Here is a 19,299-nt window from a genome sequence, read left to right as displayed (position 1 = left end):
AAGTATGACGTATCAAAATATTATATTTAGCATCGAAGGTAATGTGGCGACTATAACATTTAATCGTCCAGAAGTACAAAATGGCTTTAATGTGCCTATGTGCCAAGAAATTTTAGATGCTATTCGTGTAGTTAAAGAAACGGATGAGGCCCGTGTATTAGTATTCAAGGCTGAAGGTAAGGTCTTTTCTGTAGGTGGAGACCTAACAGAAATGAAGCGCGCTGTAGAAGAAGACGATACGGAGTCTTTGTTTGAGATTACCCACTTGGTGATGGAAATATCTTTGGCTATGAAACATTTGCCAAAACCTGTAGTCATGTGTACTGATGGTGCTGTGGCAGGGGCGGCTTTCAATATGGTGTTGGCAGCAGATATGTGCGTAGCTTCAACAAATAGTCGTTTCATTCAAGCCTTTGTCAATGTGGGACTAGCACCTGATGCAGGTGGTATGTATTTGTTGAGTCGTGCTGTAGGTATCAACAGAGCTATGCAACTGGCTATGACAGGAGAAGCGGTAACAGCTGAAAAAGGTAAGGAATATGGCTTTGTCTATAAAGTGTGTGAACCAGAGATTTTGGAACGCACAACAAATCGTTTAGTACAACGCTTGGCGAAAGGGCCAGTTCAATCTTTCCGAGCGATGAAACAAATGATGTGGGCTAGTTTCTTTACAAATTTTGAGGAATATGCGGAATTAGAAGTGAAAATCCAAAATTCCTTAGGAGAAACAGAAGACTTCCGTGAAGGTGTGCGTGCTTTTGCTGAAGGAAGACGACCTAAATTTAAATAGTGCATCTGAGGATGTGAAAAAAGAGCTATTACGACTAAATAAGGTCGATAATAGCTCTTTTGGCATTGGAGAAGGTACATCTCGTAAGGGATATTCTGTTCGTATATAAAATAAGATGCATGGTTCAAAAGTATTCCAATATAAAGAGGACCCTCCTAGAGAAGAGTCCTCGTGTATATGTGATTACCGGTCGCCGTTAAAGATAGAGTTTTTAACAATGACATAATCAACTTTTTTGATGGCTTGTAGTGTAGTACCACCAGCGTAGGAGATAGAAGATTGCAAATCTTGTTCCATTTCAGTCAATGTGTCGAAGATACTGCCTTTGGATTGGATTGTGATTTTTTTGCCTTCTACATTTTTCCGTTCCCCTTTTTGGTGTTCAGAAGCACTGCCAAAGTATTCTTTATAAGCTACGCCGTCAATAGTCACTTCTTTACCTGGGGATTCGATATGACCAGCGAATAAAGAGCCAATCATAACAAAGGAAGCTCCGAAACGAATAGATTTGGCAATGTCACCGTGATCACGGATACCGCCGTCTGCGATGATAGGTTTTGTGGCTGCTTTTGCACACCAACGAACAGCAGATAATTGCCAACCACCAGTACCAAAACCAGTTTTTAGTTTTGTGATACATACTTTACCAGGTCCGATGCCTACTTTGGTAGCATCAGCACCAGCATTTTCTAGTTCACGAACGGCCTCTGGAGTACCTACGTTACCAGCGATAACAAAGCTTTCAGGAAGCTCACGTTTAATGTGTTGAATCATGTCGATAACGCTGTTGGAATGACCGTGAGCGATATCGATAGTAATATATTCTGGGCATAGATTTGCTTCTTTTAATTCCTTAACGAATTCAAATTCCTCTGGTTTTACACCGATGGAAATAGATGCAAATAAACCTGCCTCATGCATGTCTTTTACAAAGTCCAAACGTTTTTCTGGTTGGAAGCGGTGCATGATGTAGAAATAGTTTTCAGCCGCTAATTGTTTTGCTAATTTTTCATCGATGATGGTTTGCATATTAGCTGGCACAACTGGTAAGCGGAATGTATGATTTCCCAGTTTCACAGTTGTGTCACATTCGCTACGGCTGGATACGATACACTTATTCGGTATCAATTGCACGTCTTCATAATCGAAAATGTTTGTAGTATTGATCATTATTTATTGCCCCCTAAATAGACAGAATTAGGATTACGACATAATCCTTATCTATTATACATAAGACCTCTTATCTTGGCAACAATAGGAAGGATATACTTAGTCATTTTTGATATGCTAATTTGTACTAAAGGAAACCTGTATTTTGTGAAAAAATATATAGATAAAAATAGATTAAAAGTGATACAATAAAAAGAAACATAATAGAGAATTTGATAATATATTTCAATGTATTATAGTGTGAAAAGGAGATAGATATGAGTTATACAAGTTCAAGAAAAACAAAAATGCTAGTAGAAGGCGGTCTAGTCATCGCTATGGCACAAATTCTGAGCATGTATGTGATTTACCAAATGCCGCAAGGTGGTGCAGTGAAAGCAGCTAATTTAGTACCCCTTTTAATTTATGCGTATCGTTGGGGTGGTCGTGCTGGCATGCTAACAGGAGTTGCCTATGGGATTGTCCATTTTTTAGTGGGATTTAAATTCTCCATTCATTACATGAGCATTATTTTAGATTATATTTTGGCGTATGGTGCCATCGGTATGGCAGGATTCTTTGGTGGTTCTAGTACTGTGAAAGCCTTCTTTGGGGCAATTTATGCAATCTTAACACGCTTTGCCATGTCTGCCATTAGTGGTGTGGTTGTGTTTGGATCTTATGCGCCAGAAGGGATAAGTCCTTGGATTTACTCCTTAACGTATAATGCAACGTATATGTTGCCAGATATGGTGATTAATCTTGTAGTATTGGCATTGTTGTATGTACCAGTGATGCGTGGACTAGGTCGTGTGACACCAAGCCATAAATAAGAAAAGATCTAGACAGGAGATATCTATGATTTCTGAATTAGGAATTATTGTGTTAGCGGGTGGACTTAGCACCCGTATGGGAACGGATAAAACGAGATTGCCATGGGGCAGCACCACTTTATTAGGGGAAATGCTCCGCAAGGCGGTCCTCACAGAATGTGGAGAAATTTTAGTCTCCATTAATCGAGAATTAGAAGAATCAGAGGCACATATTATTGAAGAGGCACGTTCTTTTGGTCGACATATTCAATTAGTGCCAGATACAATTGCTATGAAAGGCCCTCTTAGTGGACTGCAATCAGCCCTTTCAGTAGGTACTCGAGAAGCCTATATCGTAGTGTCTGCAGATATGCCATGGTTTTCCTTTCATTGGTTGCCGTCTTGGGAAGTGCATATAGATGCATTTTTACAAGGCGAATTATTAGCTATGGTTCCCTATGTAGGATTACAGGAATACGAGCCATTGGCGGCCATTTATAAACGATCTGTGCTAGATACGATTCAAGAATCCCTAGAAGGTGAAGATGTGTCTATGCACGGAGTATTAGATAAGATTCCTTATATGGAAATGGATATGATTGAAGAAGCAGAGCTATATAGCAATGTGAATACTAGATTATCCTATAAGTTGGCAAAAGCTAAATCTGCCAATCGTGAACGCTCTGTTCCTATTGTGACCATTAGTGCGAGCCAATCTAAGTCGGGTAAAACGACGGTGGCTACGTCTCTCATCAATCGCCTTTCACAACGAGGTATCGTGGTGGGAATGGTGAAAAGCGACGGTCATGGATTTAGCATGGATCAGGAAGGTACCGATACATGGAAGGCTAGTCAAGCAGGGGCTAAAGCGGTGGCGATAGCTGGACCCAATGGATATGCCATGGTAGTACATGGTGAAAGTATGCAACGACAACAGCAACTCATTCGTTTGGCCAATGAAATGCCAGTAGATTTGGTGCTCCTAGAAAGTAGAAGTCATGGGGTGGCACCTATTATTGAAGTGGTCCGTGCCAATCATAATGATATACGGTTACAGCAATTAGAAGATATTGTGGCAGTAGTTACAGATATAGATGATACATTAGATGGGAATACTATCTGCGAGCAATTTAGTTTCAGCGATGAAGATATGGATCGATTAGCCGATTGGATATTGAAGGAGTTGTTATAATGCAAGTAGTAACAGTAGAAGAAGGCTTACAGTTGCTAGAAACTCCTTTTACCCAAAATAGATATAAAATAGAGAGAGAATCTGTATCCATTGGACACTCCTATGGTAGAGTGCTAGGAACGACGGCTTTAGCTAAGATGAATTATCCTCCTTTTAGGCGTTCGGCTATGGATGGTATTGCCATTCGATATGCAGAAGATACAAGGACATATCGTATACTAGAGACTATTGGCGCAGGTGAAGTCTTTCAAGGTCAATTAGCGCCTGGTGAAGGGATTCACATTATGACGGGTGCCATGATACCAGATACTGCAGATACGGTGGTGGTAAAAGAAGCTCTTACTTGGAGTAATGATATGGAGGTGACTGTACCTAGTCGCATAGAACGGGGGCAACATATTATCCTCGAAGGGGAAGATATACAAATCGGTCAAGAATTATTGCCTGCTGGTACTGTATTGGAAGCGGAACAAGTTGGAACTTTAGCGGGGCAAGGATATAGTGAAGTCTCAGTGTATCGTAATCCAAGAGTTATTGTGCTCACCACAGGGCGTGAAGTACAAGATCCATCAGAGCCACTACGAGTGGGGCATATTTATAACTCTAATCGGTATTTACTAGAAGGCACCTTACATGCTTTAGGTGTTGATGTAGTGGGAGTAGCCCATCTATCGGATGCGCCAGGTACAGTAGACGAAAATATTGCTACCGTACAACATATGCTAGATACATTGGGACCGGTAGATATGATTATCAGCACCGGAGGTGTATCTGTAGGTGACTATGATACTATGCCTGAATTGTACGAGCGATTAGGGGCTAATACATTATATCGACGGTTACATATGCGCCCAGGTGCTGCATCCTTCGGTGGTATTATTACGATTGAGGACCATAGTATATGGTGCATGGGCTTATCTGGTAATCCTACGGCCGCGATGAATCAGTTTTACTTATTGGTGCTGCCTGTGTTAGAGCGGTTATCTGGACAGACAGTAATGACTAGGTGGATAGAATGTTACCTAGGTGAAGTGGCAGATAGAAAACATCCTCTTGACCGTTATTATCAAGGGCATATTAGATACGAAGCAGGGTCCTGCTGGGCATACCCTAACTTAGGGATGACATCGGGAGGTTTAAAATCTTTATCGGTAGCTAATGGTTTAATTAAAATTCCAGGGAATAGCGATCGATTAGAGAGAGGAACATTAGTAAAAGTGTTACCGTTTACTCGATAAAAAGAATAAAGAAACAAAAATATGAATAAATACCCTGTTTTATGGGGGTTCATCTTGTAGAATTAGAAAAAATCTGCTATAATAATTCTATAGAATTTTATAAGTAAGGTCTACAAAGAGACACATCGTACATGTACCCTGTGCCTCTTTTTGTATGGACTTTAAAGGGTAGTATTTATGAAAAAGGAGATTCTATGGCAGTATTAAAAAGACTTGGCTTATCTGGCTGGATTGTCATTGGCTTACTAGCAGGGGTATTAGTAGGTTCAGTAGCACCAGATTTTGCAAAACAATTAAAACCATTAGGCGATGTATTTATTCGTATGATTAAAATGATCGTAGTACCATTGATTTTCAGTTCCCTTGTCATGGGCATCGCTGGTACGGGGGACTTTAAAAAATTAGGCCGTTTAGGGGGCAAAGCTATTCTATGGTTTGAAGTTGCTACTACACTGGCATTATTTGTAGGGTTATTCGTAGTTAATGTATTTGAACCGGGCGTAGGAGTGAACTTAACAGCTACAGGTAATGCCGTAGACATTGCTAATAAAGCAGCAGCAAAAGGCGAGATGGACCACGTACAAATGTTGGTAAATATCATTCCAACGAACATTGTAGACGCTATGGCTCGTGGTGATATGTTACAAATTATCTTCTTTAGCTGTATGTTTGCTATTGCAGCAGCAAGTATTGGTAAAGAAGGGAAACAAATTGTTGAACTTTCCAAAGACTTGGCTCATATTATGTTCAAAGTGACGCACTATGTTATGTATGTGTCTCCTATCGGTATCTTTGGTGCCATTGCGTATACAGTAGGTAACTTTGGCTTGGGTATGCTAGTGCCATTGATGAAGTTAGTATTCACCTTGTACGGTGGTTTGGCGTTATTCTTAATCCTTATCATTGCTATCGCTTCTTTCTTTACAAAAGTAAACTTATTTAAATTAGGTAAAGTATTGAAAGAGCCAATCGTGTTGGCTTTCTCTACAGCGGCGTCTGAAGCAGCATTACCAATTGCCATGGAAAAATTGAAAAAGGTCGGTATTCCTAACCAAGTCGTAAGTTTCGTACTACCTTTGGGATATACATTTAACTTGGATGGTTCCACGTTGTACTCTTCCTTAGCGGTAGTATTTATCTCTCAAGTGTACGGTGTGCCATTTCCATTAGAGCAGCAATTATTAATGGTATTAACGTTGATGTTGTCCACGAAAGGGATTGCAGCAGTGCCAGGAGCATCATTGATTGTTATTGCTGGTACAGCAGCGGCCTTTGGATTGCCAGTAGAAGGCTTAGCATTAATCCTTGGTGTAGACCGTATATTAGATATGGCTCGTACTGTATGTAACTTATCTGGTAACTGTTTAGCAGCTGCTGTAGTAGGGCGTTGGGAAAACGAAGTATCTGCGGATCGTTTGTCAGAATTAATAGAACATCCTTTGACTGATGAAGAAGTGGAAGCCTTAGAACAAGCAAGCTTTGAACACGTAGGCGGACAACAAGCATAATTAGTTTCACTGAAATCGTTGCAATACAAAAAAAGAGACTGTTTACATTTATTATGTAAGCAGTCTTTTTTTGTGTTTAACTATATGGTGATGAGAGTATTAATGTTGTCGAAATACTTAGATTATATAATAGTATAAGTGCAGCAAAAAAGAAAAAATACCATGTACATCTAATAGATGCTCATGGTATTCGTTGATAGAGTTCTTTAGGCCATCTGTAGGGAAGAGTAGAGGAGAAGACCTAAAGATGTGAATGAAGGATGTGTATTTATGTGCGACATACCGTAGAGGTAGCATGGTAGAGGTAGCTGGTTATGTCGCATACATATATTATTAGGCCCTATAAAGGAGTTGAGGAGTTTATAATATACGTACATCACTTCACAAGAAAGAGAGTATCATAGTGTTGCTACTCTTTATGTGTAGTATAAACTAGAAGCGTCAAAAGAATGTCAAAATATAAAACTTTTTATTAAAAATTTTTTGAAAAAAGATTTTTATATTTTTTGTATACATTAATTGTACTATTGTATCTCTGTAAAGGATTTGTTATAATGCTTTCTATAGAATTTTAGAATAGGTTCTGAAAGAGACATTCTGTACTTGTACACCATCGCCTCTTTTTATATAACCTAAGCAAGTATTGGTATATAAAAAGGAGATTCTATACTATGTTAAAGAAAATTGGACTGTCCGGGTGGATAGGCATTGGTCTTTTGGCTGGTGTGCTAGTAGGTGCAGTGGCACCAGATTTTGCGAAACAATTAAAACCTTTAGGTGATGTATTTATTCGCATGATTAAAATGATTGTAGTCCCTTTAATTTTTAGCTCCCTAGTAATGGGTATCGCTGGGACAGGGGATTTTAAAAAATTAGGTCGTCTTGGGGGAAAAGCGATTCTATGGTTTGAATTAGCTACTACGTTGGCGTTATTTATTGCATTGTTTGCTGTGAATGTAGTAGAACCCGGAGTGGGTGTGAATTTGACAGCTAGTGGTGGCGCTACGGATATCGTTAACAAAGCAGCCTCTAAAGGTCAAATGGACCATGTGCAAATGTTAGTGAATATTATTCCAACAAATATTATTGACGCCATGGCTCGTGGAGATATGTTACAAATTATCTTCTTTAGCTGTATGTTTGCTATTGCAGCAGCAAGTTTGGGTAAAGAGGGAAAACAAATTGTAGACTTATCAAAAAGTATAGCCCACATCATGTTTAGAGTAACCCATTATGTCATGTATATTTCTCCTATCGGTATTTTTGGTGCTATTGCGTATACAGTTGGTGCCTTTGGGATTGAAATGCTGATTCCATTATTAAAATTAGTATTTACTTTATATGCGGGGCTAATTGTGTTCCTTGCCATCGTATTGGGTATCGCATCGGCTTTAACAAAAGTGAACTTATTTAAATTATTCATCGCATTGAAAGAGCCTACTATCTTAGCGTTTACCACAGCCGCATCAGAGGCAGCATTACCAATTGCTATGGAGAAATTGAAAAAGATGGGGATTCCCAATCATATTGTAAGCTTCGTACTTCCCTTGGGATATACATTTAATTTAGATGGCTCTACGTTGTACTCTGCATTGGCGGTTGTCTTTATTGCACAAGTCTATGGTGTTCCATTTCCGATTGATCAACAAATTTTAATGATGATTACGTTGATGTTGTCCACTAAAGGAATTGCAGGGGTACCAGGTGGCTCCTTAATTGTGGTGGCAGCTACAAGTGCAGCCTTTGGACTGCCAGTGGAAGGCTTAGCTTTAATTTTGGGGATAGACCGTGTGTTAGATATGGGTCGTACCGTATGTAACTTGTTAGGTAATTGCATCGCTGCAGCTATTGTGGGGCGATGGGAACAAGAAGTATCTGCAGAAGATTTAAAACGATATATAGATCACCCACTAACAGATGAAGAAGTATCGGCTCTAGAACAAAAACATTTGGAAGCTATGGCAGATGCGCATGCATAATAGAATGTAAATAAACACCATATATACCAGTTATGGATATATGGTGTTTTTTTATAACTTGTTATAGAAAAGGAAAGTGCTTTAAGTGTAATTATTGATAGACGAAATATGGTAAATCGTTGTATGATGTTCGTAATAGACTATTTCTTTACTATAGTACTAGTGAAAAGTGTTGGAATTTTTGAACAGTAAAGAATTGCTGTAACCTGCGTTATGGTCATGCAAGTGCATAGCGATGTATAAGGAGGGAGACTCATGTTAAGTGATATTGAAATTGCCCAACAGGCACAAATGGAACCTATTGTGGAAATTGCAAAACGATGCAATTTAGCAGAAGATGAATTAGAATTATATGGAAAATATAAAGCAAAAGTGTCCTTTGATGCGATGGAACGATTACAGGATACGCCGAATGGTAAGCTGGTACTAGTTACAGCCATCACACCTACACCAGCAGGAGAAGGCAAGTCTACCACTACTATTGGATTGACACAAGCTTTACAACAAATTGGTGTGAACAGTATTGCTGTATTGCGCGAACCATCCTTAGGACCAGTATTTGGTGTCAAAGGTGGTGCTGCTGGTGGTGGTTATGCTCAGGTAGTGCCAATGGAAGATATTAATCTTCATTTTACAGGGGATATGCATGCCATAACGGCGGCTAATAACTTGTTATCAGCAATGATTGATAATCATATTTTCCAAGGTAATGCACTACAAATCGATGTGCGTCGTATTAGTTGGAAACGCGTATTAGATATGAATGATCGTGCTTTACGTAATGTGGTCATTGGCATGGGTGGCCCTATGAGTGGTGTACCAAGGGAAGATCATTTCATGATTACAGTAGCCTCTGAAATCATGGCTATTTTATGCTTGGCTCGTGATTTAGAAGATTTAAAAGCACGATTTGGTCGTATTGTAATTGGTACAAACCTATCTGGAGACCCTGTATTTGTTCATCAATTAGGTTGTGAAGGAGCGATGGCGTTACTCATGAAAGATGCTATCAAACCTAACTTAGTACAAACCTTAGAACATACACCAGTATTGATCCATGGTGGTCCATTTGCGAATATTGCTCATGGATGTAACTCTATCATTGCTACCAAGCTAGGATTAAAATTAGGTGATGTAGTCATTACAGAAGCGGGATTTGGGGCCGATTTAGGAGCAGAGAAATTCTTACATATTAAGTGCCATTATGGAGATATCTTCCCTGATGCAGTGGTCATCGTAGCCACTATCCGTGCCTTAAAAATGCATGGAGGAGTGCCAAAATCAGAGTTGACCAAAGAAAATGTAAAAGCACTAGAACGAGGCTTTGTGAATTTAGGGAAACAAATCGCCAATATGAGAGCCTTTGGGTTACCAGTATTAGTGAGTATTAATAAATTTGCTACGGATACACCAGCTGAAATCGATGCATTATTGCAATTATGTGATCATTACGGTGTAGATGTAAGCCTTAATGAATGCTGGGAAAAAGGTGGAGCCGGCGGTATTGATATGGCGAAACAAGTGATGGGTATGCTTGAAGGAACAGATATCAAGCCAACTTCTTTATACGACGTGAAAGATAGTATTCCTAATAAGTTAACAGCTATTGTAAAAGAAATTTATGGTGGCAATGGTGTAGAATTTACCAGTGCAGCGAAAAAGCAAATTGCTCAATTGGAAGCATGGGGATTGGCAGACTTACCGGTATGTGTGGCAAAAACACAATATTCCTTAAGTGATAATCCGGAGTTACTAGGAGCTCCTACAGACTTTACGATTACTGTGCAAGATGTACGAATTGCCAATGGGGCTGGATTTATTGTGTGTCAAACAAGCAATATTATGGTCATGCCAGGGTTACCGAAACAACCAGCAGCTCTTGGTATGGATGTAACAGCAGAAGGGGATATTAAAGGATTGTTTTAGGAGGAATGATGGAATTACATAACGCATCTGTATTAGAGTTTATTCGTGACCTTGGTTCTAGCGCACCAGCCCCAGGAGGTGGCAGTGTGGCGGCGATGAATGGCGCTATGGCGGCCGCTTTAATTGAAATGGTAGCGAATTTAACAATTGGGAATGCAAAATACGAAGCGGTCCATGAGGAGATGAAGGCTATTCAAAAAGAAGTAAGCCAAGTCAAAGAAGACTTTGTTTACTATATTAATAAAGATAGTGCTGCTTTTATGGAGTTAATGGGAGCTTTCAAATTACCAAAAGAAACAGATGAAGAAAAAGTATTTCGTAAAGCTGAAATACAACGTACCACGAAACAAGCAGCCTTAGTGCCTTATGAAATTGGTAAATTAGCATATACTTTATTACCCTTGACGGAAACAGTCATTGTAAAAGGAAATACCAATGCCATTACAGATGGGATGATTGCTGTGATTAATGTAAGAGCTGCTGTAAAGAGTGCCTTTTTAAATGTGAAAATCAATTTAGGTTCTATACAAGATGCAGAGTTTGTGAAACAATTGGCAGATAGCATGGAAGAGATAGAAGCTGTGTTAGATGCAGAGGAACAACGATTGTTAGGTCTTGCTAAGGTATAAGACCCATCATAATGGAATGAAGGAAATCATATGGGGATAGAAATTCATTTATTAGGGACACCACGGATACAAGTAGATGGGAAAGATATCTTTTTTACCTATGGAAAAGTACAAGCGCTCATTTATTATATGGTGGTAAAAGGAGTAGCCCTCCGGGATGAAATTAGCGGTTTATTGTGGCCGGAAAAATCGGAGGTCAATGCCAGAAAAAACTTAAGAAATGCCATTTATGAGGCAAAAAAGCTATTGGGGGCAGATGTATTTGTATCACCGAGGAATGCTGTATTACAATGGAATCCTACGGCACATATCTATGTGGATGTACATCAATTTCAAAGGAACCCTAAACAATATATAGATATTTACAAAGGGGAATTTTTACAAGGATTTTATGTAAAAGATGCAGTGGCTTATGAAGATTGGTATTTAGGGGAACGAAGTCGTCTTAAATCTATGTACATGGAGGCGGTCTATGATTTAGTGGATGCAGGGATTGAGGAAAAAAATATCGCCTGTATTGAGCGATATATTCCTGTCCTATTGTCCTATGACCCCTATAACGAAGAGCGGTTTAGTGCGATTTTGGAACTGATTATGAGCCAAGGTTTCACGACCATGGGGAAACAGTTATACCATCAACTACAATGTATTTACGCAGATGATTTAGATGAAAGTGTACCTAACTTTCTTCGAGAAGCCATGCATTTATCAAAAGTACAAAAGCAAGAGGCAGTGTCCTTTGTAGAACATACGATGTTGAAGGGCCGTGATGCAGAAGCAGGAGAGGTGCAGAAGTATTTGCACTTCTTTGAAGATGCTCCCTTAGCTTTGCGTATTACAGGAGACACTGGAAGCGGTAAAACGAGCCTCGTAGAATATATACGAGATAAAGTAGAGCCCTACCGATGTGTGTTAGATAGCCAATGTTATGAAGAGGAACAAGGCTTGCTATTGCATGCGTGGATTCCTATTGTGGGAAAGATACTGGAAGAAATCGAATTACAAGGTCTGGAAAACATCGAATTACGGCGTATTTATGAAATCTTTCCACAGTTAGATCGACGTATGGCTCGAGACTTGGGCTTTTTAGAAGTAACGGAAGCATTGCCTTTTGATGTAGTGTACCAAGCAGTATCAAATCTGCTAGAACAGGTGTCGGAAGAAATTCCTTTTACATTGATTTTTGAGGATGTGCAATGGATGGACTCCTTAAGTTTTTCTTTATTGAGTTTATTGCTGTTACATCATAGGTCTGAACGTCTTATGATTATTGTCACTGACGTAGAGGAAGTAAAAGGCATGCATCAACGAACCTTGCAAAGTTTAGAACAGCAGAAAGCATTGCAAAGTATTTCCTTATTGCCTTTGCCAGATGAACGGATGCGAGCTTTTATCTTAGACCGAGAACCTACGTTACAGGACACAGATATAGTGGATCAATTAGTAGAAGTCAGTCGAGGCAATCTGTTAGTGCTGATAGAAAGTATGCAACTATGGAAAGAATATGGTTCTATTTATGGTTTGACTAAAGATATGGAACTGCTCTATAGCAAGAAATGCGATACTTTATCTGAAGAAGAACGTAAATTGGCGGAGTTTATCAGTTTATTTTATAATGAAGCACCATTAGGGATGATTGAACAATATATGGGCTTGGACAAACTACGTCTGTTGCAAACTTTAGTGGAGTTGGAAAGAAAAGGATTCATTGATTACCGTACACAACATGGTGAAGTGCAATATAGTTTAAAGCAATTCAAGTGCAAAGAGTATTTACGAGATCAAATGGCTATCGATCGCCGTCAAATTTTGCATGCCTATTTGGGAGAAGCCTGGGAAAAACGGTTAACACACTCCAAGGAAGATATGATTCGCTATAAGCAACTAGAATTTCATTTCCGTGAAGCAGGACAATACCAAAAAGCTTTAATGTATAAATTAAAATCTTTTATGCATTATTTAAACTTTAATAAAGATGCCTCTCCAGAACTTGGGGTAGGGGAATTATCCTCTGTCTATGCAGGGTATTTTATGGGAGAAGTAACGGGTAAAGCCTTGCAGGAAATAGAAGATGAGTTAGCTCATGTGTACACATTGTATGGAGATGTGCCAGAGGTGCGGGCCCTAGAATTGCCTTACCTATACGGAGCAGGTAAATATTACATGAGTATCGGTGATAAGGAGCGAGGTTTAGGATACTTTCAAGAATTATTAGAGGAAAGTACGGAACAAGAAGCATCGAATTATAAGTTGAAAGCCTATAAAGAGATGATTTATTATCACTTGCAAATGCGTCATATTCTAGAGATACATCAATATACCACAAAGGCTCTTGCGTTGGCAGAGCAGTACCATTTCAAAAAGGAGATTGGGGTTATATTAAGACTGAAAGCGTTGGCTTTCATGATGGAAGGTCAGCCAGAACAGGCCATTCCTCTCCTAGAGGAATCTATACGCTTATTCTCGGTAACCCAAACTGTGGCTCGCAGATATGCTATTAATATCGGGGCGGCCTATAACTACTTAGGAGATATTGAAAAAAGTCGGTCTCGTCTGGAGTCGGCATTAGAGATGTACCAAAAAGCACTGAACTATTGTGATCAAACGGAACTATATAGTTCATGGATTGTATTTGCCACCAATGCAGGTATGACAGCTTTTGCATTGCAGCAATATGAATTAGCATTTACCTATTTTCAAAAATCCTATGAATTATGCTTGCAATATACCATAAGTCGACGAAGACCGACTATTGAGGCATACCTTGGTTTGTTAGCCCGAATTAAAGGAGATACGCAGACAGCTGTATCCTATTTGGAATCTGCCCAATCTCATGGTGTAGTAGAGCAACATGGACAAGAAGTTGGTCGTGTGCATTGGGCTATTTGTTTCCTCAAAACTGAGTATCCTAGTGCAGAGGTGGATCAAGCTTTTTCTAAAAGTTTGGCTACCTATGGTACAATAGCATTGCAACAATTAGATGGCTATGGAGATGTATGGGAACGAACGTACCTAGAACAGTTGCTCCAAGCTGAGTAAGTACAAAAGAAGGAGATCCTAAATGGATATAGTGTTAAACCCTATAGTGTTATCAGTCATCGCCATGTCGATCCTATGTTTGCTACGATTTAACGTGTTGTTATCGGTTATCGTAGCTTCCTTGGTGGCAGGCCTAGCAGGAGGGATGACGGTAACTACTACGATTGAGTCATTAATCGGTGGTATGGGTGGCAATTCGGAAACTGCATTTAGTTATATTTTACTGGGAGCCTTAGCCATTGTCATTGGACGGTCTGGGCTAGCTACAGTTGTTACCAAAAAGATTACTAATATTGTAGGTACGAAAAAAGTAGCATTTACCTTGCTCATCGCTTTCGTAGCATGTTTTTCACAAAACTTAATTCCTGTGCATATTGCCTTCATTCCTATTTTGATTCCGCCCCTATTGGTGGTGATGAATCGAATGAAATTAGATCGTAGAGCGGTGGCATGTGCCTTAACATTTGGGTTGAAAGCACCGTATGTATCTTTGCCAGTTGGCTTTGGATTGCTGTTTATGACTATTATAAAAGATCAAATGGTAGCGAACGGTGTGAATGTATCGATTTCTGATATAGCTTCTGTCATGTGGATTGGTGGTATATCCATGGTGGTAGGATTATTGCTTGCCATTGTGTACTATAGTCGAAGTCGTGAGTATGAAGATATTGCGGTGGTGCAAGAAGAATCTACAGAGCATACAACTCGTATGACGGCAGATTGTTGGAAAGGATTAGCAGGGGCAGCAGTGGCTTTTGTAGCACAGCTGTATTTTAAATCTTTGCCCATAGGAGCGTTAGCAGGATTGGCCGTATTCTTTGCTACAGGCCTCATCAAATGGTCTAAAATGGATGAAGATGTGGATGGTGGTATTCGCATGATGGGGACTATAGCATTTGTCATGTTAATTGCCGCAGGCTATGCGAATGTATTGCGAGAAACAAACTCTGTAGAACATTTAGTATCAGCCACAGTGACTATTATTGATTCAAAATTAGTAGGTGCCATCGTGATGCTTATTGTGGGATTGTTAATTACTATGGGAATAGGTACTTCCTTTGGTACCATTCCAGTGATTGCATCCATATATATTCCTATGGGTTTGCATTTAGGTTTTTCAGTACCGGCTATCATCTTATTAATCGGTATCGCAGCAGCCTTAGGAGATGCAGGTTCGCCAGCATCGGATTCTACATTAGGGCCTACATCAGGACTCAATGCAGATGGACAACACAATCATATATGGGATACTTGCGTGCCAACATTTATATTCTATGACATTACCTTGCTTGTGGGTGGTGTCATAGGGGCGCTGGTATTATAAAAGTAAAAGGACTGTCCTAAAATGTATTTCTACATTTTGTGACAGTCCTTTATCGTATAAAATTATAATGAATATTTGTGATTCTATTACGCATTAAGCGGAGTGAAGAATTGAGTGATGTAAATAATAATTAGTTGAATAAAGCGAGAAAGAAACATCCCAGTACAATGAGAACAATAATGAAAAAAATTAAAGAAAAAACAAAAATGCCGATAGATTCGAATAACATAAATACGGCATCGATGAAAGAGATAAGTGTAGATAAGAAAAATTTGAACATAAGGGATACTCCGTGAACTGCGTGCATTTTTCAAGAAATCAAGTAAGCTGGGGTCAAAGTGGGGTCAAAATGGGGTCAACTTTAAAAAGTTACAACAATCAATTTTAATATTGCAAAACAAAAGAACCGCACTGTTGTGCGGTTCTAACTGTGGTGGAACACCAGGGGTTCGAACCCTGGACCCTCTGATTAAGAGTCAGATGCTCTGCCAACTGAGCTAGTGTTCCATACATGATGGTAAATTATGGTTTTATTATAGTCCTATCATTCAATTTTGTAAATGAAAAATTTATAAATAACATAGGAAACTACTTGCTATTTAAGATGTTCTATGTAATAATATAGAGGTCAGGAAAAACCTGGCTTTTTTAGATTGCATTTGACATAGGCTTCCACTTGTGGTAGTCTATATTAGTATGTTTATGAAGTAATAGCCGTCTAGGCACTTTAAAGAGAGGTGTAAACTGATGCGTAACGCAGTAACAATGGCTTGTACTGAATGCAAGCAACGTAACTATCAGACAAACAAAAACAAAAAAAATAACCCAGATCGTATTGAAATGAATAAATTCTGTAAATTCTGTGGTAAACACACGTTACACCGTGAAACAAAATAATTGTTAATTATTTGTTGACGTGAGGATGTGATATCATGGCAGGAACTAATTCAAAAGCTCAAGCACAACAAAATGGTAACGGTAAATTCGTTCGTGAAGTGCGATCTGAGCTCAAGAAAGTAGTCTGGCCTACAAAAAAAGAGCTTGTGAACTATACGATTGCCGTATTTATAGCAGTAATTTTAATTTCTGTTATTATTGGTATCGTTGACACAGTATTTGCAGAACTTTTTAAGTTGTTAAAGAGTGCTGTAAAGTAGGAGGCTTTTTTAATGGGAACAGATAAAAAGTGGTATGTCTTACATACTTACTCAGGCTACGAAAATAAAGTAAAAACCACTTTGGAGTTGAAAGTTCAAGCTATGGGAATGGAAGATGTGATTTCACGCATCTTAATTCCAATGGAAGATGAAATCGACGAAAAAGATGGCGTAAAAAAAGTAGTAAAACGCAAAGTCTTTCCAGGCTATGTGCTGGTAGAAATGGAAGTAAATGACGAATCTTGGTATGTGGTGCGTAATACACCAGGTGTTACAGGATTTGTTGGTTCTGTAACAAAACCAGTGCCACTATCTGATTCTGAAGTAGCCTATATCTTGAAGTCTCAAGGTTTGGATCAAGAACCAGTACAAACTCTTGATGTTGAAGTAGGAGAAACTGTCCGAATTACATCCGGTGCCTTTGAAGATAGAACAGGCGTTATTACTGAAATCAATCATGATCATGCAAAACTACGTTTAAATGTAGAGATGTTTAATCGTGAAACCCCAGTAGAGGTAGAATATTCTCAAGTTGAGAAAATTCTTTAATATATTATATAACTCTAACCTTTTTAGGCGGCCGGGAGGTTGCCAGTGGGAGGGGCAATTTCGCTCCGTTACCACCACATTTTGACGCAAGGAGGTGTAATCACCATGGCTAAAAAAGTTAGTAAAGTTGTGAAATTACAGTGCGAGGCTGGTAAAGCGAGTCCAGCGCCACCGATTGGTCCAGCTTTGGGTCAAGCAGGTGTTAACATCATGGGCTTCGTTAAAGAATTTAACGAAAGAACAGCTCAACAAGCTGGTCTTATCATCCCAGTTGTTATTACTGTATACGAAGATAGAAGCTTCACTTTCATCACAAAAACTCCACCAGCTGCAGTTTTATTGAAAAAAGCAGCAGGTATCCCAAAAGGATCTGGAGTACCTAACCGTGATAAAGTAGCTAAAGTTGGTCGCGATAAAGTTCGTGAAATCGCTGAACTTAAAATGCCTGACTTAAATGCTAACACTGTTGAGCAAGCTATGCGTATGGTAGAAGGTACTGCACGCAGCATGGGCATTGAAATCGTTGATTAATTAGCGTACGGTATGTGACTCACATATCGGTGGGAGGGACATCCCGTTACACCACATAAGGAGGAATAAAAATGGCAAAAGTAGGTAAGAAATATGCTGAAGCAGTAAAACTTATCGAAGCAGATAAATTCTACGAACCAGTAGAAGGTATTGAATTAGTTAAGAAAACTGCCACTGCAAAATTCGACGAAACAATCGAAATCGCTTTCAATTTGAACGTCGATCCTAAATACGCTGATCAACAAGTTCGTGGTGCCGTTGTATTACCACATGGTACAGGTAAAACTCAACGCGTACTCGTATTTGCGAAAGGCGACAAAATTAAAGAAGCTGAGGATGCTGGCGCAGATATCGTTGGTTCCGAAGAATTAGTAGCAAAAGTACAAGGTGGTTTCAGCGACTTCGACGTTGTTGTAGCTACTCCTGACATGATGGGCCAAGTTGGTCGTTTAGGTAAAATTTTAGGCCCTAAAGGCTTAATGCCAAACCCTAAAGTTGGTACTGTAACACCTGACGTAGCTCGTGCTGTTAGCGAAATTAAAGCAGGTAAAATCGAATACCGTACAGACAAAGCTGGTATCATTGCTTGTCCTATCGGTAAAGCATCTTTTGATGATGCGAAATTACTTGACAATTTCCGTACAATCGTTGATACTATTGTTAAAGCTAAACCTGCAGCAGCTAAAGGTCAATACATTAAAACTGTGACACTTAGCTCCACTATGGGTCCTGGCGTTCCTATGAACGTGTTTAAATTAACAAGCACTAGCAAGGAACAATAATTATATATGTTCTCTTAGCTGTAGACGGCTGGCATCATTTGATTTAATGAGGAAACTCGCCCGCTGAGGCTGAATCCAATCTATTATGGAATGGTTCTCGACCTCAACGTCTTCGTTGGGGTCGTTTTTACGCTAAGATAGTACATAGAAAATCACCAAAAATCTACAAGGAGGTATTCTAATGGCTGTCACTCAACAAAAACAAGCAGTTGTAGCTCAAATGAAAGAAACTCTTTCTGAAGCGAAAGGTGCTGTATTAGTTGGTTATAGCGGTTTGACTGTTGCTCAAGTAACAGATCTTCGTCGTAAATTCTTGGCTGAAGGTGTAGAATACAAAGTAATCAAAAATACTTTGACTCGCATCGCTGCTAACGAATTAGGTTACGAAGCTTTCTCTGAGCATTTAGAAGGTCCTACTGCATTAGCAACTTCTAGCACAGACGCTGTAGCTCCAGCTCGTATTCTTGAAAACTTCATTAAAGACACAAAAACTGAAGCTTTAACTGTTAAAGCTGGTATTGTGGAAGGTGAAGTTCTTGACGCTGCAAAAGTACAAGAAATTGCAAACTTGCCGAACCGCGAAGGTATGCTTTCCATGCTTCTTTCCGTGCTTCAAGCTCCAGTTCGCAATGTAGCTTACGCAGTAAAAGCTGTTGCGGAAGCAAAAGACGAAACTGTTGCATAATAGCAACAC

At 39.4% G+C, this 19,299-nt stretch carries 17 protein-coding genes and 1 tRNA gene; 16 read left to right on the top strand and 2 right to left on the bottom strand.

Annotated features, from left to right (window positions below; genetic code table 11):
* Positions 1-4: 4 nt before the first annotated feature.
* Complete coding sequence (locus EO113_RS05125) at positions 5-790, top strand: enoyl-CoA hydratase (RefSeq protein ID WP_009353363.1); 786 nt, start codon at positions 5-7, stop codon at positions 788-790.
* 183 nt (positions 791-973) lie between these two features.
* Here the strand turns inward: EO113_RS05125 and guaC are convergent, their stop codons facing one another.
* Positions 974-1,960: a GMP reductase gene (gene guaC, locus EO113_RS05120; RefSeq protein WP_062401653.1), complete on the bottom strand. Its 987-nt coding sequence runs from the start codon at positions 1,958-1,960 to the stop codon at positions 974-976.
* 257 nt (positions 1,961-2,217) lie between these two features.
* Between guaC and thiT the strand changes: the two genes are divergently transcribed.
* The 9 genes from thiT to EO113_RS05075 all read left to right on the top strand — a co-directional run bounded on the left by thiT (position 2,218) and on the right by EO113_RS05075 (position 15,586).
* Entirely contained in the window at positions 2,218-2,772 is a 555-nt protein-coding gene (gene thiT / locus EO113_RS05115) for an energy-coupled thiamine transporter ThiT (protein WP_009353306.1), read from the top strand.
* Positions 2,773-2,797: 25 nt separating this feature from the next.
* Positions 2,798-3,943 carry a molybdopterin-guanine dinucleotide biosynthesis protein MobB gene (locus EO113_RS05110; RefSeq protein ID WP_126940384.1) on the top strand — a complete coding sequence of 382 codons (1,146 nt, stop codon included), beginning with the start codon at positions 2,798-2,800 and terminating at the stop codon, positions 3,941-3,943.
* A complete protein-coding gene (locus EO113_RS05105; RefSeq protein WP_127135709.1) occupies positions 3,943-5,181 on the top strand; it encodes a molybdopterin molybdotransferase MoeA in 1,239 nt (412 codons plus the stop codon). Before EO113_RS05110 ends, EO113_RS05105 begins: the two co-directional genes overlap by 1 nt.
* Before the next feature lie 194 nt (positions 5,182-5,375).
* Entirely contained in the window at positions 5,376-6,689 is a 1,314-nt protein-coding gene (locus tag EO113_RS05100; protein WP_127135708.1) for a dicarboxylate/amino acid:cation symporter, read from the top strand.
* Between the two features lie 671 nt (positions 6,690-7,360).
* Positions 7,361-8,668: a dicarboxylate/amino acid:cation symporter gene (locus EO113_RS05095; protein ID WP_009353362.1), complete on the top strand. Its 1,308-nt coding sequence runs from the start codon at positions 7,361-7,363 to the stop codon at positions 8,666-8,668.
* Positions 8,669-8,923: 255 nt separating this feature from the next.
* Positions 8,924-10,594: a formate--tetrahydrofolate ligase gene (locus EO113_RS05090; protein WP_127135707.1), complete on the top strand. Its 1,671-nt coding sequence runs from the start codon at positions 8,924-8,926 to the stop codon at positions 10,592-10,594.
* 8 nt (positions 10,595-10,602) lie between these two features.
* A complete protein-coding gene (locus EO113_RS05085; protein WP_127135706.1) occupies positions 10,603-11,223 on the top strand; it encodes a cyclodeaminase/cyclohydrolase family protein in 621 nt (206 codons plus the stop codon).
* A 30-nt stretch (positions 11,224-11,253) separates the two neighbouring features.
* Entirely contained in the window at positions 11,254-14,262 is a 3,009-nt protein-coding gene (locus EO113_RS05080) for an AAA family ATPase (RefSeq protein ID WP_127135705.1), read from the top strand.
* Positions 14,263-14,284: 22 nt separating this feature from the next.
* Positions 14,285-15,586, top strand: a complete 1,302-nt coding sequence (locus tag EO113_RS05075; RefSeq protein ID WP_127135704.1) for a Na+/H+ antiporter family protein — start codon at positions 14,285-14,287, stop codon at positions 15,584-15,586.
* Between the two features lie 431 nt (positions 15,587-16,017).
* On the opposite strand, the gene EO113_RS05070 is transcribed toward EO113_RS05075, so the two are convergent.
* Positions 16,018-16,093: transfer RNA gene (locus EO113_RS05070), tRNA-Lys, on the bottom strand.
* 240 nt (positions 16,094-16,333) lie between these two features.
* Here EO113_RS05070 and rpmG point away from each other — a divergent pair.
* The 6 genes from rpmG to rplJ all read left to right on the top strand — a co-directional run bounded on the left by rpmG (position 16,334) and on the right by rplJ (position 19,290).
* Positions 16,334-16,483, top strand: coding sequence for a 50S ribosomal protein L33 (rpmG, locus tag EO113_RS05065; protein ID WP_062401675.1), 150 nt, complete (start codon positions 16,334-16,336; stop codon positions 16,481-16,483).
* Between the two features lie 35 nt (positions 16,484-16,518).
* The gene (gene secE, locus EO113_RS05060) at positions 16,519-16,743 is read left to right on the top strand and encodes a preprotein translocase subunit SecE (protein WP_009353261.1); all 225 of its coding nucleotides are present in this window, start codon (positions 16,519-16,521) and stop codon (positions 16,741-16,743) included.
* A 12-nt stretch (positions 16,744-16,755) separates the two neighbouring features.
* Positions 16,756-17,292 (top strand): transcription termination/antitermination protein NusG, encoded by a 537-nt coding sequence (gene nusG, locus EO113_RS05055; RefSeq protein ID WP_009353394.1) that lies wholly within the window; start codon positions 16,756-16,758, stop codon positions 17,290-17,292.
* 105 nt (positions 17,293-17,397) lie between these two features.
* On the top strand, positions 17,398-17,823 hold the full coding sequence (gene rplK / locus EO113_RS05050; RefSeq protein ID WP_062401677.1) for a 50S ribosomal protein L11: 426 nt from the start codon (positions 17,398-17,400) through the stop codon (positions 17,821-17,823).
* A gap of 71 nt (positions 17,824-17,894) precedes the next feature.
* Positions 17,895-18,605 carry a 50S ribosomal protein L1 gene (gene rplA / locus EO113_RS05045; RefSeq protein ID WP_009353433.1) on the top strand — a complete coding sequence of 237 codons (711 nt, stop codon included), beginning with the start codon at positions 17,895-17,897 and terminating at the stop codon, positions 18,603-18,605.
* Positions 18,606-18,786: 181 nt separating this feature from the next.
* Positions 18,787-19,290, top strand: a complete 504-nt coding sequence (rplJ, locus tag EO113_RS05040) for a 50S ribosomal protein L10 (RefSeq protein ID WP_009353339.1) — start codon at positions 18,787-18,789, stop codon at positions 19,288-19,290.
* Positions 19,291-19,299: the final 9 nt, after the last annotated feature.

The sequence above is a fragment of the Veillonella sp. 3913 genome (genome assembly GCF_003992235.1).
Lineage (GTDB): Bacteria > Bacillota > Negativicutes > Veillonellales > Veillonellaceae > F0422.
Note: the sequence above shows the minus strand (reverse complement) of the source record. Positions and strands in the feature narration are given on the sequence as shown.